This is a genomic window from Paenibacillus sp. SRL342, assembly GCF_984798905.1.
Window position 1 is genome coordinate 1246318 of sequence record NZ_OZ481790.1, and the last position, 17112, is coordinate 1263429.

At 48.2% G+C, this 17112-nt stretch carries 12 protein-coding genes; 7 read left to right on the forward strand and 5 right to left on the reverse strand.

Going from position 1 to position 17112, the window contains the following annotated elements:
* Positions 1-143: 143 nt before the first annotated feature.
* The 6 genes from AC4E8D_RS05560 (at position 144) to mglC (ending at position 8698) form a co-directional block, all read left to right on the forward strand.
* A complete protein-coding gene (locus AC4E8D_RS05560; protein ID WP_339307104.1) occupies positions 144-1877 on the forward strand; it encodes a response regulator transcription factor in 1734 nt (577 codons plus the stop codon).
* Positions 1874-3700: a cache domain-containing sensor histidine kinase gene (locus AC4E8D_RS05565; RefSeq protein WP_221818962.1), complete on the forward strand. Its 1827-nt coding sequence runs from the start codon at positions 1874-1876 to the stop codon at positions 3698-3700. Before AC4E8D_RS05560 ends, AC4E8D_RS05565 begins: the two co-directional genes overlap by 4 nt.
* Entirely contained in the window at positions 3678-4850 is a 1173-nt protein-coding gene (locus tag AC4E8D_RS05570) for a substrate-binding domain-containing protein (protein ID WP_221818963.1), read from the forward strand. Before AC4E8D_RS05565 ends, AC4E8D_RS05570 begins: the two co-directional genes overlap by 23 nt.
* Positions 4851-5021: 171 nt before the next feature.
* A complete protein-coding gene (locus AC4E8D_RS05575) occupies positions 5022-6083 on the forward strand; it encodes a galactose ABC transporter substrate-binding protein (protein ID WP_036606548.1) in 1062 nt (353 codons plus the stop codon).
* A 74-nt stretch (positions 6084-6157) separates the two neighbouring features.
* Positions 6158-7663 carry a sugar ABC transporter ATP-binding protein gene (locus AC4E8D_RS05580; protein WP_221818964.1) on the forward strand — a complete coding sequence of 502 codons (1506 nt, stop codon included), beginning with the start codon at positions 6158-6160 and terminating at the stop codon, positions 7661-7663.
* A 15-nt stretch (positions 7664-7678) separates the two neighbouring features.
* Positions 7679-8698: a galactose/methyl galactoside ABC transporter permease MglC gene (gene mglC / locus AC4E8D_RS05585; protein WP_221818965.1), complete on the forward strand. Its 1020-nt coding sequence runs from the start codon at positions 7679-7681 to the stop codon at positions 8696-8698.
* Between the two features lie 240 nt (positions 8699-8938).
* On the opposite strand, the gene AC4E8D_RS05590 is transcribed toward mglC, so the two are convergent.
* Positions 8939-9274 (reverse strand): hypothetical protein, encoded by a 336-nt coding sequence (locus tag AC4E8D_RS05590; protein WP_221818966.1) that lies wholly within the window; start codon positions 9272-9274, stop codon positions 8939-8941.
* 415 nt (positions 9275-9689) lie between these two features.
* On the opposite strand from AC4E8D_RS05590, the gene AC4E8D_RS05595 reads away from it, so the two are divergent.
* A complete protein-coding gene (locus AC4E8D_RS05595; protein WP_490205952.1) occupies positions 9690-11105 on the forward strand; it encodes an ATP-binding protein in 1416 nt (471 codons plus the stop codon).
* A 679-nt stretch (positions 11106-11784) separates the two neighbouring features.
* Here AC4E8D_RS05595 and AC4E8D_RS05600 read toward each other — a convergent pair.
* From AC4E8D_RS05600 to AC4E8D_RS05615, 4 genes are all read right to left on the reverse strand, one after another.
* Entirely contained in the window at positions 11785-13617 is a 1833-nt protein-coding gene (locus AC4E8D_RS05600; protein WP_490205953.1) for an ABC transporter ATP-binding protein, read from the reverse strand.
* Positions 13610-15394, reverse strand: coding sequence for an ABC transporter ATP-binding protein (locus tag AC4E8D_RS05605; RefSeq protein ID WP_490205954.1), 1785 nt, complete (start codon positions 15392-15394; stop codon positions 13610-13612). Before AC4E8D_RS05605 ends, AC4E8D_RS05600 begins: the two co-directional genes overlap by 8 nt.
* A gap of 68 nt (positions 15395-15462) precedes the next feature.
* On the reverse strand, positions 15463-15897 hold the full coding sequence (locus AC4E8D_RS05610) for a MarR family winged helix-turn-helix transcriptional regulator (RefSeq protein ID WP_221818969.1): 435 nt from the start codon (positions 15895-15897) through the stop codon (positions 15463-15465).
* 267 nt (positions 15898-16164) lie between these two features.
* Positions 16165-17112 (reverse strand): iron-hydroxamate ABC transporter substrate-binding protein, encoded by a 948-nt coding sequence (locus AC4E8D_RS05615; protein ID WP_221818970.1) that lies wholly within the window; start codon positions 17110-17112, stop codon positions 16165-16167.

Consider the following 17112-nt stretch of genomic DNA (forward strand, 5'->3'; position numbering starts at 1 on the left):
TATGATGGCAACCTTGGAGCAATCAACATGAGCCTTTGCATTTTGCTTCAATTCGGTGAGCCATAAGAAATCAAATGATTCACATGCTACATATATATTCTTTGCTAGGACATAAGGTTGTCATCAAAAGGAGGAATCCAAACATGTACCGGGTACTGCTGGTGGATGATGAAGAAGATGTGCGTGAAGGACTTGTTGTAGAGGTCGATTGGGAAGCGCTTGATCTGCGGATAGTCGGTTTGGCTGAGAACGGGCGGGAAGCATTGGAGATGGCGGAGCGGGTGGAGCCGGACATTGTGGTGACAGATATCAGCATGCCATTCATGAATGGTCTGGAACTTGCACAAAGATTGAGGAAGCGTAATCCACTCGTGAAGGTGGTCATTTTGACTGGATATGATGAATTTGATTATGCGAGGCAAGCCATCTCGTTAAGTGTGGATGAATATCTGCTGAAGCCATTCTCGGCAGGACATCTCACCGAACTGCTCACAAGATTGCGCGCCCAGATGGCGGCTGAAGTGGCTGAGCGTGAAGATGTACAGCAGCTGCGTGAGCACTATCATACCAGTTTGCCTTTATTACAGGCAGATCTGATGGCGACCTTGCTCCATCGGCAGAAATCCTCGACATATATTCATAGTAAAGCCAAACAATGCGGATTGGACCTGATAGGAGAACGCTATGGTGTGTCCGTATTGACACTGCACATGGATGGAGATGTACAGAAGGAGAAGTCTGAGGGAGTATTTATCGAGACCCCACAGCGAGATAACAAAACATCATCCGAGGTAGCGGATCAGTCTGAGATATTGGTTCCCGGAGGTTCCTTGCGTCAATCTGAGGATGCTGAGCTGAAACGCTTTGCTGCACTTAACATTGCGGCAGAAGTCTGGGCGGAGCATGGGGCTGGTCATGCCTTTATGCATCAGGAGACGATTGTCCTGCTCTATGTGGATCGTACGGGCGGTACAGATGGAGTGAAGCGGCAACAGAAAGCGTTGGAAAATGTGATGCGCAGCATCAACCACTATTTACGTATCCCGGCTACGGTGGGATCTGGTCAGATTGTCGATACACTCGCGGATGTGAATCATGCCTATGAAGATGCCCTGCTGGCATTGGATTATCGACTTGTGCCCGGAACGGATTCAATTATATACATCGCGGACGTGGAGCGACAGACAGCGGGCAAGCTGCGGTTCGACGAGTTGAAGCAGCAGACGCTGACACGTTGTCTGAAGGCGGGTACACAAGCGGAGCTGGAGGAAGCACTTGCGATCATTTTCCGGGAAATTACAGTGGAACACGGGCGAAGTGATATTCAGCTCTATTTAATTGAAGTATTAACAACAGTGTGGAAGGCAGCACAGGCATCAGGGGAAGCGATGGAGGACATCTTTGGTGCAGGGTTCCAGTTGTATGCGGATTTGTTCCGACTTCCGGGACTTACTGATGCACAGAAGAAGGTACGGGAAGTCTGTCTACTCGTACAACATCGCATTGCCAGCGGACGTCAGCATGTATACAAGGATATTGTCGAGCAGGCGTTAGTCTTCACCAAGGAGCATTATGCCGACCCGGACCTGTCCATTCAGAAGTTGTGCGGCCATCTGCATATCAGCTCCGGTTATTTTTGTGGCATTTTCAAAAAAGAAGTGCAACTTACCTTCCTGCAGTACCTGATGCAGATCCGAATGGAGGCAGCGCGTGAACTGCTTCGCTCGACAGAGCTGAAGTCATTTGAGATTGCGGAGCAGGTTGGCTTTGCTGAACCCAATTACTTCAGTTTTTGTTTCAAAAAACATACTGGCGTCTCGCCCAAAGAATATCGTAAACAGGCTTCTCAGACGGCAAGTGAAGGTTCGATCCGATGAAGTTTTTGTCCAGATGGGTGAAGTCCACGGGACCTCAATTACGCTCTCGTCTGCGTTCGTCCAGAGTCAGCAGTATCCGGTTTATTATTACGTGGTCCTTTTCCGTTTTCATCGTCTTGGTACTGACCATCATGGCGATGCTTCTGCATGACAAGTTCACGCAGGCTGCCGAGCGAAGTGCGGAACTGACGACGAGACAGATTGTGGATCAGGTCAGTTATAACCTGGAGGATTACGTTCGCAGTATGTCTCATCTGTACCGTGCCATTGAGGAACACATGCTGCGTGACGGGACATGGGAAGGGGAACTGGTGGATAAACAACTAGACACACTGCTCAGCAGTCGTGAAGATATCATCTCGATTACTCTGCTTGATTCCACGGGGAAATTGCTCAAGAACCGACCTACAGCTGAATTAAAACCAAGTGCCCATGTGACACAGCAAGGGTGGTTTCAGTCTGCGCTTCGTGTGCCGGATCACCTGAGTTTCTCGTTACCTCATATTCAGAACATGTACACAGGCCCATATAAATGGGTCGTTTCCATGAGCAAAGGCATAACGATACGGCAAAATGGTCAGGATCGGCAGGTTATCCTGCTGGTCGATATCAATTTCAAACAGATGGATGAACTGAGCCGTCGGGTCAGTCTGGGGCAACGGGGATATGTCTATATCATCGATGAGAGTGCGGGCAATATCGTGTACCATCCGCAGCAACAATTGATGTATATGGGACTCAAAAGCGAGAATATCGAACAGGCTTTGGTGGCTTCCGGCAGTTACGAAGATGAAGCAGATGGACAGAAGAGGCTGAATACCGTGAAATCCGTTGCCAATATCGGGTGGAAAATAGTCGGTGTTGCTTATCTGGATGAGATTATGACAACGCGTCAGGAGGTCAATGGATATCTCATTCGTGTACTGGTCGTTGTTCTGGTACTGGTCATTCTCGTATCCCTGTTTCTTTCCTCCAGTCTGACGCGTCCGATCCGGCGAATGGAACGTAAGATGAAGGCGGTGGAGCGCGGGGATTTCAACGTGGAGTTGCCTATTGAAGGGCCGCTGGAGGTGGAACGACTATCCCGTCGCTTCAACCTGATGGTCAATAAAATTCGCACCTTGATGGATGAGATCATCCATGAACAGGAACAGAAGCGGCGTCTGGAGCTGGAGGCTTTACAGGCTCAGATCAATCCGCATTTTCTATATAATACGCTGAATTCTGTGGTGCGCATGGTAGGCATGAGCCGCAATGAGGAAGTGATCACGATGATCACATCTCTTTCGCGCCTGTTCCGCATAAGTCTTAGTCAAGGCAAAACGATTATCACGGTCAGGGAAGAGCTGGAGCATGCGCAGCATTATTTGACGATTCAGCAGATGAGGTTCAAGCGCAAATTCAACTTTACGATTAAGGCCGATGATACGCTTCTGGATTGCCTGACATTAAAGCTGGTGCTTCAACCCCTGATTGAGAACGCCATTGTTCATGGCATCGAGTACCACATGGACGAAGGAAGTATTGAGGTCGATGTCTATCATGAGGACAACAAGCTGGTGTTTCGCATTACAGATAATGGGGTCGGCATGACGGAAGAACAGATGTCGGGATTATTGAGTGGTCGTCCTGTGGTCAAAAGCGGTGCAGGCTCCGGCGTAGCGGTACGCAACGTCCATGACCGAATTCGGCTTTATTATGGGGAGGGCTTCGGCCTTGATTTTGCAAGTGAGTTGGAAGAAGGTACCACGGTCTGGGTTCGGATTCCCATTCAATCGCAGCAGAAGGAGGGTGAGCCTGATGACAAACAACCAAGTGAATAAGAACGATACTCATAGAGTTAAAGGATTGAATATCCGTACATTTTGGAAAAAGGTTGTTGCGAGCTTCCCTGGAATCTGGAAACGTCGGTTATTAACCCAGACAGCTGCAAGCTGCTGTCTGCTCATATGCAGTGCCTGTGGCTTATCGAGTCCCGATGCTACGGCAGCACCGCCACGTATTGCGCTGATTACGCCAGCTGGGACAGGGGAACTTGCGGAAGCCATCCGGCTTGGCGCCGAAGCGGCTGCCAAAGAGAGTGGGGCCGAACTGATTACCGTGGAAGCATACCCTTCCGATGGTGATGTGTACACACCTGCCATTCTGGACTCTGCTGGAAGCCAGATGCAGGTCAAACAGGAAAATATCAACAGCCAAACGTTGTCTCGCAGTGCACGAGAGCAGGCTCAAGTGGAGGCCGCCGCATCGGCTCTGAAGCAGGGGGCATCAGCTCTATTGGTTGATCCCCTAAGTGAGAAGGCACTTAGTGACATCATTCAGGAGGCACAGACAATGAATTCTGATGGAACCATTGTTCCTGTCATTGTGCTTAACGATGAATTTCCCGTGAAAGGCATCACCAGTTTCATCTCGATGGATAATGTTGAGGCGGGAAGACAGGCCGGCCAGGCTATGGCGGGGCTTCTGGAAGGAAAAGGGCTTGTGGCCTTATTGGGCCCCGATCCTCTTAATTCTGGTCTGATTCAGAGAGAGCAGGGAGTTATGGAAGCTTTGGTACAGTATCCTGATATTCAAGTAGAACCCAAATCGATATGTAATACACGGGATGGATGTTGGCAGACTGCAAAGCAATTGCTGGACCAGCAGGAGGTGGATGGCTTCATTACTCTTCAGGAACCTGCTTCTCTGGGAGCAGCCGATGAACTGAATCGACGCAAATCTGCGGGCAAAGTAAGGATTGTTGGATTCGGCAGTGAACAACAGCAACTGGAGCAATTGCAAGAAGGGGTCTTTGATCATCTCATCGTCCAGAATGGATACAGTGCAGGTTATCTGGGATTGAATCAAGCCGTTGCACGGCTGAACAATCAACAGGTGCAAGCGAGAGTGTTACTTGAGACCAAGCTGGTTAGTACAGACAATATGTTCTGGATGGATAACCAGAAGCTGTTGTTTCCTTTTGTACAATAAAAGAGTGCCGGAACGAATGCTGAATGAAGAAATTAAGGAGTTTGTTAACTTGAGGAAGATTTCGATAGAACAGGTGAAGATATTGTATTCGAATTTAATGTAAACCCTTTCATAATAAAGACATCGGTGAAGCCGAATGAACTTGGGGGAGGTCATTAGGATATGAAGAATATGAAGAAAACGTGGATGACACTGTTGATTACGGCATGTATGGTTGTGGCGGCGGGGTGTAGCAGCGGCGGAGACAGTGCAGGTGGAAGTACGGGAACAGATACAGGAGGTCAGACAGCAGCCGGGACGGAAACGCCAAAGATTGGTGTTGCCATCTACAAATTCGATGATACATTCATGACGGGTGTACGTAATGCAATGACCGCAGCAGCGGAAGGCGTTGCGACTCTGGATATCGTGGACAGCCAGAATGCACAGCCGACCCAGAATGAGAAAGTGGATCTGTTTGTATCCAAGAAATACAATGCAATGGCCGTGAACCCGGTGGACCGGACGGCGGCAGGTGTCATCATTGACAAGGCTAAGGCAGCGAATATTCCAGTAGTATTCCTCAACCGTGAGCCGGTGGCGGAAGATATGAACAAATGGGATAAAGTGTACTACGTAGGAGCCAAAGCGGAGGAGTCCGGTACGATCTCCGGTCAGCTAATTGTGGATTACTGGAAAGCACATCCGGAAGCGGACAAAAACGGTGATGGCAAACTGCAATACGTCATGCTGAAAGGGGAACCGGGTCACCAGGATGCAGAGCTTCGGACCAAATATTCGGTTCAGGCGATCCAGGATGCCGGAATTGAAGTGGAAGCGCTGGCGGAAGACACGGCGATGTGGGATCGGGTAAAAGGTCAGGAGAAAATGCAGGCGTTCCTGGCTTCACATGGTGACAAGATTGAAGCCGTTCTCGCAAACAATGATGACATGGCCTTGGGAGCCATTGAGGCATTGAAAGCAGCCGGATACTTCAAGGACGGCAAATCCATGCCGGTTGTAGGTGTGGATGCAACAGCTCCAGCCATTCAGGCTCTCCAGGATGGTACAATGCTGGGCACGGTGCTTAATGATGCCAAGAATCAGGGTGCAGCCACGGTGGCACTGGCTTCCGTACTTGCCAAAGGTGAGACACCAACAAAGGAAAATACCAAATACGACATTACAGATGGTAAATACGTCTGGATTGCATACAAAAAGATTACAAAAGACAACATCGCCGACGCCCAATAACAGCACGAGACAGGGACGTCCGACATTCGGGTAGCGTCCCTTTTTTGCCGGTCATATGGAAGGGAGGAACCAAGATGGAGTCACCTTACCTGCTGGAGATGAATGGAGTTTCCAAGGCATTTCCGGGTGTGCAGGCACTAAGTCAGGTCACATTGAAAGTGAAACCGGGGACGGTTCACGCCTTGATGGGAGAGAATGGAGCGGGGAAATCCACACTTATGAAATGTCTGTTCGGCATGTATCACCCGGATGAAGGAACGATACGTATCGAAGGAAAGGATGTGGATATTCCGAATTCCAAAGCGGCCCTTCAGCAAGGCATATCCATGATTCATCAGGAGCTGAATCCGGTCCCGCATCGTCCGGTGATGGAGAATATATGGCTGGGTCGTTTTCCGATGAGGGGAATACTAGTGGACGAGAAACGGATGTATACCGAAACGCTGGCCCTGTTCAAGGACTTGAACCTGGATATTGATCCGAAGGCTCAGGCGGGAACACTGTCTGTCTCCAAGATTCAATCCATGGAAATCGCCAAGGCGGTCTCGTTTCAATCCAAAGTCATCGTCATGGATGAGCCAACTTCTTCCCTGACAGGCAAGGAAGTGGATCAGCTCTTCGCCATTATTAATGAACTGCGCAGTCGCGGCGTATCCATTATCTATATTTCACACAAGATGGAGGAGATCCTGACGATCTCGGATGAAGTGACGATCATGCGTGATGGTTTCGTTGTAGGAACTTGGGATGCTGCTGATTTAACAACAGATCTGATCATTACGCGTATGGTTGGCCGTGATCTGGACGAACGTTTCCCGGAACGGACGAACGTACCCGGTGAAGTGATATTAAAAGCCGAGGGTCTGACATCAAGCCAGTCCAAATCGTTTTGTGATGTATCCTTTGAGCTGCGAAAAGGTGAAGTGCTTGGCATTGGCGGCTTGGTTGGAGCACAGCGGACAGAACTGATTGAGTCCTTGTTTGGACTGCGTGGACTCGCTTCAGGTACAATTTCGATTCATGGGCGCAAGGTGAAGATTAACTCCCCCGCAGCAGCGAAGCGTCATAACATCGCGTTGCTCACCGAAGAACGAAGGGTCACAGGAATCTTCCCGGTGTTGTCGGTGTATGAGAACACGATCATTGCCAGTCTGGGGCGCTACCGAAATCGAATGGGCTTGCTGGACGAGAAAAAGGGCCGCGAAGAGGCACGTGAGCAGACGCAGAAGTTCAGAACCAAAACGCCTTCAGTTAACACGCTGATTCGCAACCTATCTGGCGGTAATCAGCAGAAAGTTCTGCTGGCCCGTTGGTTATTGACCGACCCGGAGATACTCCTGCTGGATGAACCGACGCGTGGAATTGATGTAGGGGCCAAGTTTGAGATTTACACCATTATTACGGAACTGGCTCGTCAGGGCAAAAGCATTATCATGATTAGCTCGGAGATGCCAGAACTGCTGGGTATGTCGGATCGCATTATGGTGATGAGCGAAGGGCGTCTCACCGGAATCGTGGACGGAGCCGAGGCAACAGAGCAGGATATTATGAGGCTGGCCGCGCAGCAGCGGATGGCTTAGTCAGGAGGGAAACAGATGAACACACAGATGATCAATCAAGTGAAACAATATGTAACACAACGCGCCATCTTTATCGTATTGATCCTGCTCATTATTGGTATCGCGATTGCCGATCCGAATTTTCTGGCCTTCTCCACACTACGGGACATCTTGCAGCAGTCCTCCACACGGGCCATTATTGCGCTCGGTGCAGCTTTTATCCTTGTCACGGGCGGGGTCGATCTGTCCGCTGGACGGGTGGTTGGTCTGACAGCGGTTGTATCGGCATCGATGCTGCAAATTGACGAGTATGCCAATCGCTTCTTCCCCGATCTGCCCCACTTATGGGTGGGTCTGCCGATCCTTGTCGGGATTACCGCGGGTCTATTCGTGGGATTGGTCAATGGACTCATTGTCGCCAAATTACATGTACCTCCTTTTATCGCAACGCTGGGTACGATGGTTGCCGTGTACGGACTGAACTCCATTTATTTTGATACGGAACCCAACCAGTCACAGCCGATCGGAGGATTACGACCGGACTTCACCGTTATTGGCTCTGGATACATTGATCTGGGCGGAGGTTATTCCATCCCGTATATTGTCCTGATTGCTATTGCGGTGGCATTAATCTGCTGGGTGGTCTTTAACAAAACACGTCTCGGCAAAAACATGTACGCGATTGGTGGCAACATTCAGGCAGCGCATGTATCCGGGATTCATGTGGCACGCAACCTGGTTGCGCTGTATGCTATTGCGGGTGCACTATATGGTCTGGGCGGTGTACTTGAGGCAGCACGCACAGGTGGAGCAACAAACAATTACGGTAACATGTATGAGCTGGATGCGATTGCCGCATGTGTGGTAGGCGGCGTATCAACGGCAGGAGGTATTGGAACGGTTCCTGGGGTTATGGCGGGTGTGCTGATCTTCGGGGTCATTAACTATGGTCTGACGTTTATTGGTGTGAGCCCATACTGGCAGTTGATTATCAAAGGATTGATCATTGTTGCTGCGGTGGCTTTTGATATCCGTAAGTATATGGCGAAGAAATAAGATGAGCCTCAAGAGGTTACACCAGTCACTCCGATGACAGAACAACCTTCTGATCGCTGTTATCCCCAGATTTTTTTGATTCCCTTTTAAAAGAAGTGGAAATCCGGGGATAAAGGCGAACGCTCCGCTTCTTCAGGTTATTTCTGTCCTCTACGTTGTTGTGTAAATAATTTGTTCATCTTATATGGAAAAGCAGCAAAGAAGCCAGCCCTCTGAATATAGAGAGCTGGCTTTAAGCGTTTAACCATTGACCATCCAATCGATAACGGGGATAACTGGTCCAATGATGCATAAGAGCAACATGAATCCGGCGACGTTATAAGATACACTTGTGCCATAATGTGAACGATTTTTTTTGGCAAGCAAGAAGGCTGGAATCCAGAAGAGGGCTGCTACTACAAAAGGAATATGAAGTCCTTGAGTTCCGTTGCTATAAATCGGTATGTTTATTAAGTTAAAAAGATAGTGACTGATCATAAAATTTGTTTTGCCCCATTGGAAATTAAAGGCGAGACCCATCAATAGTACGAGTAGAGAGAGCGTTCCGAGGCCCAGTGGTTTTCGTTGTGTTATCATGTGATATCCTCCATAAGAAAGTATTTATCCTAAATTAATCCATTAATGTATTGTACCACAATAATGATTTATGCGAAGAGGAATTGTTTCACTTTTGTTGATTACAATTACATCATATGTCCTATTGCCTTCATAATTTATACATTCGTGCGAATTTGACGAGCCTCCACTAATCGACAACATCAGCTAATCATAATCGATATAATACATGTACATAAGTTGTTTGATGTGAGTTTTATGTCAAAGGGGGCGAGGCTGTTTGCTTAGTTACACGATGAAAATGGTGATATTCCCGCTAGGTTGTCTGCTTGTCATTCTGTCCTCTTATGTTCTCAGGCTTACCCCTAATATGGCAATAATGTCACTTTCGGCGACATTATTGGTAGCAAGTATTTATGGGGAGAGACGATATCCTGTGCTGCGAAAATTTCAGTGGATTTTTCTCGGGATATTCCACTATTTCAGTGAACTGAACTGGTGCAACATGCTGTATTATATGCTCATTATTTCAATGATCCAGGACAAACCAAGGTTGGCACAGACCTTGCCGATTTCGTTGCTGCTTATGCTGCAATATACGTTGATTCGGCTTTCGTATGTGCCTGTAGATACATATGCTTTGCTGGTTTCGTTATTTGACCTGTTAACCTCGGTTGTTATCATTTTTTTGTACCATACCTTAATCAACAGTGAGGTCGAGAAGCGCAGGCTTCGGGAAAAAAATCGGTTCCTGACCCTGCATGATCCGCTTACCGGACTGTTGAATTACGAAGGTTACATGGAGGTGTTACATAAGACAGTGGAAGAGCAACGGTCTTTTTTGCTTGTCCTTTTGAACGTCAATAACTTTAGCGGCTTTAAAAAAGAGTCAGAAGATCCTTGGTGTACGGTAATCACAGGTACAGGCCAGATGATCAGCAATCATTTCACCGAGGCCTATGGCATATCCCGGTATGCAGGAGACCGATTTGCAGTCGTTTTGCCAGAGATACAGGATGTGGAAGAACGAATGGCGTCACTACTATCCGTGCAGCTTCAAGGACTCCAGGTAAGCTACAGCATCTCCCTGTACCCGGAAATGTCGGATTCGTTGCAGCACTTTATGACGGTAGCCGAGGATAGGCTGCTTCAACAACAGCGCAGCAAATGGCTGAAAAATGAAGAAGAAGTATTTCGTTCCGAAAGACTAAGGGCTGTAGGTGAACTGGCCGCGGGTATGGCTCACGAAATTCGGAACCCGCTTACCGCAATTCGGGGATTCCTGCAGCTGTCCCGTGGACAAGCATTTAATATCGCGCCATGGTATGAAGTGATTATGGGTGAAGTGACGAGAGTAACCGATCTGACAGCTGAATTTTTGCAGTTTTCTAAACCACATGCGAATCACATGAAGCCTGAACATTTGGGTCACTGCCTTGAACGAGTGATGTCTTTGACCGAGTCAGATGCGGCATCCCGAGGGCATCAAATTACGCTTGAAATGACTAATGAGCCAGTTGTGATCATCATGGATCGAGATAAAATTGTGCAGGTATTGATCAATCTGATTCGTAACGCTTTTGAAGCAATGACTGACCCTGGTGAGGTCCATATGGATTTGTTGCAGGACGGAGACGCAGTACTCATTTCAATTACAGATACAGGAAGCGGCATTCCGGAAAATTCGCTATCCACCATCTTTAATCCATTTTATACAACCAAAGAAGAAGGTACGGGACTTGGACTTGCACTCTGCCAGAAAATTGTTCAGGATCACAAAGGTAAAATTACCGTCCATAGCGAAATGGGGGTTGGTTCCACCTTCACGCTTCATCTGCCAATGGAGACATAAAGCGTATAACTGACCCAGAGATAGCAATTAAATAGTCATTAGACAAAAACATAAAAACGCCGCATGGGTTCAGAAGAACCCCGTGCGGCGTTTAATATTTCGATTAATAAAGTTAATGTGTGCAGACCACATCGGTTCCGATCATTTTAGCTATATAAGAGTGTGACTGCAAATTCAAGTAAGCGATATGGTGATGGAGGTCAGCGTATAAAAGTCTGAAGTTCAAGCCGGTTGATCCTGGCGAATGGGTAGTCGATTTTCTAAGGAACATAGGACGTCTTATTTGGCCTTCAAGTCCTTACTTTAATTTGTAAGAAACTTCAGACACGTTATTTCCCAACATCCCATGAAAAAACGCTGAAAATGGCTGTTTATTTGGATATAACGTGTCTCAGGTTCTTTAGATTTCTGAGGGGGCTTCAAAAGCTTGAATAAGGCGCCTCAGATTCGTTAGTTTACGCTCTTGCTCTGTTCCAACCGCGAGCTGGACGATGTCCTCAAGCCCGCCCGGCACGGAGTGGAGCTTTTCATTTGGAATAGATTAAATCCACTTTTGTGGCATATTGATCGCTTGTTCGCACGAAAAGGACATGTTCTCCCACATTCAGGATACAGCGTAATTACTTGCTCCATACGCGCTAAGGTCCGCTTCGGCATGGAGTAACTTTGCAGAGTCGCTTTAGTTCGACTTATTCAGCTGTCCCTGATGTAACTGATAGTAGAATCCTTGTTGCTTCATCAACTCATCATGGTTGCCCCGTTCAGCGATCTGTCCATCATCAATGACGAGAATCTGATCGGCTTCACGAATCGTGCTCAGTCTGTGGGCGATGACAAAGCTGGTACGGTCTTTCATTAAAGTGCGCATCGCTTCCTGAATGTGCATCTCCGTGCGCGTATCAATGCTACTCGTTGCTTCATCCAGAATAAGAATGGCCGGATCAGCCAGAATTGCCCGGGCAATGGTCAGCAGTTGTCGTTGTCCCTGACTCAGGTTGCTTCCCCCGGAAATGATGGGGGTGTCGTAACCTTGTGACAGTTTTCGGATGAACGAATGTGCATTCGCCAGCTCAGCCGCTTGCCTGATCTGTTCATCGGTTGCGTCGGGCTTCCCGTAGGCGAGATTGTCGCGAATGGTACCCGAGAACAGGTAGGCATCTTGAAGTACAATGCCGAGTTGCCGACGGAGTTGATCCTTCTCCAGTTCCGAGATGTCACATCCATCGATGGTAATCCGTCCGCCTGTAATCTCGTAGAAACGGGGTAACAGGTTGATAATGGTCGTTTTGCCTGCGCCGGTGGGTCCAACAAGTGCAATCATCTCACCAGGTTTTGCAGTAAAACTGACCTTCTTCAAAATGTCTCGCTCCGCACTGTATCCGAAAGAGACGTCTTCAAATACCACTTTACCTTGAATCTGGTCCAGTTGTTTCTTCTGTTCCTCTACGTATTCGCTAGGCGTATCCATAATGTGAAACACACGTTCAGCACCTGCAATTGCAGCCTGAATCAGATTGTACTGATTGGCAAGATCGTTGAGCGGCCGCTCAATCTGGCGGGAGTAAGCGAGAAAGCTGACGATCAGTCCGATGGACGTCATTTCATGATAAGCCATCCATCCACCTACAGAAGCCAGTATGGCAAACCCGATATTATTCATCACGTTCATCGTAGGTCCAACCAAACCCGAAACGGTCTGGGCCTGTGTGCTGGATGTGCGCAGTTTCTCGTTCAAATTCTCAAAATGTTGATGTGCCTGATCCTGACGGTTATAAGCCGCTACGACTTTTTGTCCAGCAATGGTTTCCTGAGCATACCCATTAAGCTCACCAAGCAATTTCTGCTGGGCTGTGAAGTGTTTACGTGTTCTTGACGCGATCAGGCGAGTGGCGATGGTAATCAACGGTACAGTCACCAGACTGAGCAGGGTAAGCCGTACATCAAGTGCAAACATGATTGATAAGGAACCAACGAGCAGGATGGCACTGGACATCAATTGGGTTACGCTTTGGTTCAGCGTTGTAGATACGTTATCGATATCATTGGTCGCCCGGCTCATCAGATCCCCGCTTTGATTTTTATCAAAAAAATGGACAGGCAGCTCTTGCAGTCGGGAGAACAACGCATGTCGCAGATCTTTAACGGTCAGTTGGGACACACCAATCATGACATAGGATTGAGCCCACATCAGGAGTGAGCCAAGGACATACACACTCAGCAAAAGAAGACATTCCTTCAGCAAACCCGCTGTTACTTTGGGCACAATATGTTCGTTTACGGTGCGGCCGAGAAGGTAAGGTCCTGCCAGATTGAGCAGTGTTCCAAGAGCCGTCAGCACTAATGCAGCGATAACTCCTTTGCGATGACGTCCCATGTACGACCATACCCGAATCAGGGCGTGGCGAGCATTTTTGGCTCTGACTTTGGGAACAGGTCCTCTGCCCGCTGGTCCGGGTCTTCCGATGGGAGGCACGACCGTTTGTTGTATGGAGGAAGATGCAGGTTTAGCCAAATTGAACATCCTCCTTCCGTTGCTGCGAAAAATAGATGGCTTGATAGTGTGATGAATGAGCCATAAGGTCATCATGTGTGCCTCTGGCAACAATCTGTCCTTCATCAATGACATATATACAGTCTGAATCCTTCACGGAGGAGATCCGTTGTGCAATCAAAAAGGTCGTGCTGTCTTTCATCAAGGACTGCAAAGCCTTCTGAATGCTCGCTTCCGTACGCAGATCAACAGCACTGGTGCTATCATCCAGAATCAGCACTTCCGGTCGCATGAGCAGGGCGCGTGCAATGGATATCCGCTGTTTCTGTCCACCGGACAGATTGACCCCGCGTTGACCCAGCTCCGTGTCATACCCGTCTTTCAGTTTCATAATAAAATCATCCGCTGCCGCAGCTTGTGCCGCAGCACGCAATTCAGCATCCGTTGCACCGGGCCGGCCGAAACAAATGTTATCCCGGATGCTGCCGCTGAACAGGATGGATTCCTGTAGCACAATGGACACACGGCTGCGAAGATCCTGAAGATCCCAGTGGCGAACGTTCACTCCATTCACGAGCACTTCACCCTGCGAAGCATCGTATAGACGGGGAATCAGCTGCACCAGCGAGGTTTTGCCTGAACCTGTTGAACCGATCAGGGCCACTTTCTCACCCGGGCGAGCCTTCAGGTTAATGTCAGTGAGTGCATGGTCTCCGTCATAACGGAAAGATACGTCTCTGAACTCCACTTGACCGCCTGTGTGGGAGGGAAGAGAAGACGTTTGTTTTCGGGACTGATCACGAGTAGACGGGGATGACTGTACATTCCCGGAGTTATCGGTTCCCGATTGAATATCCGGCTGTGTATGTAACACCTCGTTGATCCGTGCAGCTGATACCTTGGCGCGGGAGAAACTCATCATCATCATGCCGATCGACGTGAGGGACGAGAGTACAACCGTGACATAGTTGATAAAAGCAATCAGATCTCCGGCAGCAATATCGCCTCCGACTACCTGGAAACCTCCAAACCACAGCACCGCTACAATGGTAGCGTTCAGCATCAGGCTGAGTACGGGTGCATTCAGTGTGACAATACGCCAGGCTTTGACGGCAGTTGAGGTGTAATCTTCATTGGATTGTTTGAACCGCTTTTTCTCCAGACGCGCACGTGCAAACGCCTTGACGACACGAATGCCGGCAAGATTCTCCTGAAGCACAGCGTTGACCTGATCAAGCTTGCTCTGCACACTGGCGAACAGCGGATAGGAAGCTTTTATCAGAATAAATAAAATAATAAACAGCACCGGTACAGTTGCAATAAGAATCAAAGCTAGCTTTACACTGATCGTAAACGCCATGATGATACTACCGATGATTAGCATTGGTGAACGGATAAACATCCGTAGCAGCATCTGTACAAAGGTCTGCATCTGGGTAATGTCACTGGTCAGACGAGTGATCAGAGATCCTTCCTGAAACGTATCCAGATTGCGGAAGGAGAAGGTTTGAATATGGTCAAACAGTTCTTGTCGCAGATCTGTGCCGTATCCAACGGCAGCTTTACTTGAATAGAGTGTACAGCCTGCGCCGCCAACCCAGCCGATTAACGCAACAAGTAGCATGATCAGACCTGTAGTTATGATATGGGGCAGATTCCCTGCAAGTACACCATCATCCACGATGCTGGACATCAGCTTGGGCTGGAGCAGGTCCATGGTAACCTCAAGTACCATGAGCAGCGGGGCGACGATTGCCGCCGACTTATACGGGGTCAAGAATCGTTTTAACGTCCACAATAGGGAATCACCTCAATCTTCATTGCATAATTATTTTCTTTTAAACGATGTCACGAGTCTGCATCACCTCAGGATTCACGCAGGTTTTGGAGCATACGCTGTGCAAGTGCAGACATGATCCGGAGTTCTTCCGGTGTAAAATCTTTCTGGGCCTGCTGTTCCAACTCCTGAATCACTTCTTTCAATTCTTGTAGCGCGGATCGGCCCTGATCCGTCAGGTATACCCGCAGACTGCGCAGATCCTTCGGGTCTGCTTCGCGTCTCACATAACCGGATGATTCCATGCGCTTGAGCATGACAGTTACCGTTGCGGGACTGCGCTGAAGTTGTTCGGCCAGGTTTTTCTGGGATTGGCCATCTTTCCGTTCAAGCTGGAACAGCAAAGGGGGCTGCCCCGGGTATAACTCGGGGTGGTTCACAAGTTTCTCATGAACCTTGTAGCGTTTCAGTTTCACGAGTTCGGATAGCTGTCCCATTAACCGATCATTTTGGACTGGGTTCATATCATCTACTCCGTTCGTATCCTTTTAGTTAGTCGACTAAATAAATCTTAAGTTTGATTTGACATATCGTCAAGTGAATACAAGTCGTTAATTTTGGATTTAAGGTATTTCCAGGTCGATTGGCTGGAAAGTAAACAAGTAAAATAGATAAGAAAAAAACAAAAACCTCTGCTTTGAACGGAAGAGAGTATGATAACTAACTCTGTTCCGGTCTCTAAGAGAGGTTTTTTGGTATTGTGACACGCTAAGTGTGGAGTGTAAGGAAAATCATTTTTTGGAGAACATTTCTTTGGCTTCATCCATGGCCATTTTATTACCGATCGATGAGTAATCCAGCCAAGGTTGTGCACCAATCGGGTAGACATGGCCGGCTTTGACTGCTTTCAGGCCTTGCCAGATCGGATTGTTTTGCAGCTCCTTGAACATGGTCTGGGCTTCATCATCCGAATTCACAACCACAAAGATCGCATCTGCATCGTAGTCTGGCAATATTTCACGGGAGACAACTTGATAAGGTTTAGTCGAGTCGATATCTGTGATCCCTCTGGCAGGAGTCAGACCGAGATCCTCATATAAAATGGGACCCATGGGACGGCGTGTACTGAATACACGTAATTCTTTGGCAGTAACACGGATCGCCATCACAGTACCATCACCAATCGTGTCATGAATCAGAGATTTCACTTCTTCTGTTTCGGTCGCGTAGTCCTGAATGTATTGCTCGGCTTCTTTCTCGCGATTCACGAGTTTGCCAATCTCTTTCAGATGGTCGCGCCATGTACCGTTATTCAGATTGAAGACATGCACCGGAGCAATTTTTTCGAATTTGGCAATATCACCACCGGAGAATTCTTCGTCCAGATAGATCACATCGGGTTTCAGGGCAAGCAAAACTTCCATATCCGGGTCTTTAACCGGACCAAGTGGTGTTGTATTTTGAAGTTGATCAGCAACATGGGACAGGAAGCCTTTGGCTTCACCACCGATAACGGAACCAACCGGAGTAATGCCGAGAGACAGCAGATCATTGGTCAGATGGATCGACATGGAGGCAATGCGTTGCTCTCCCGAACTTGCACTGTTGTCTTGATTCTTGGTTGAATTATCCGTAGACGAACCACCAGAAGCAGATGGTGAATTATTGGTCGTTCCACAGGCTGCGAGTACAAGTACCAGACAGATACTCATAACAAGCATAAGATTTTTCTTTAACAT

Excerpts from the sequence above, each read along its gene's own strand:
- AC4E8D_RS05560 (WP_339307104.1), top strand. The coding sequence starts at position 144 with ATGTACCGGGTACTGCTGGTGGATGATGAAGAAGATGTGCGTGAAGGA.
- AC4E8D_RS05565 (WP_221818962.1), top strand. The coding sequence starts at position 1,874 with ATGAAGTTTTTGTCCAGATGGGTGAAGTCCACGGGACCTCAATTACGC.
- AC4E8D_RS05570 (WP_221818963.1), top strand. The coding sequence starts at position 3,678 with ATGACAAACAACCAAGTGAATAAGAACGATACTCATAGAGTTAAAGGA.
- AC4E8D_RS05575 (WP_036606548.1), top strand. The coding sequence starts at position 5,022 with ATGAAGAAAACGTGGATGACACTGTTGATTACGGCATGTATGGTTGTG.
- AC4E8D_RS05580 (WP_221818964.1), top strand. The coding sequence starts at position 6,158 with ATGGAGTCACCTTACCTGCTGGAGATGAATGGAGTTTCCAAGGCATTT.
- mglC (WP_221818965.1), top strand. The coding sequence starts at position 7,679 with ATGAACACACAGATGATCAATCAAGTGAAACAATATGTAACACAACGC.
- AC4E8D_RS05590 (WP_221818966.1), bottom strand. The coding sequence starts at position 9,274 with ATGATAACACAACGAAAACCACTGGGCCTCGGAACGCTCTCTCTACTC.
- AC4E8D_RS05610 (WP_221818969.1), bottom strand. The coding sequence starts at position 15,897 with ATGAACCCAGTCCAAAATGATCGGTTAATGGGACAGCTATCCGAACTC.
- AC4E8D_RS05615 (WP_221818970.1), bottom strand. The coding sequence starts at position 17,112 with ATGTTAAAGAAAAATCTTATGCTTGTTATGAGTATCTGTCTGGTACTT.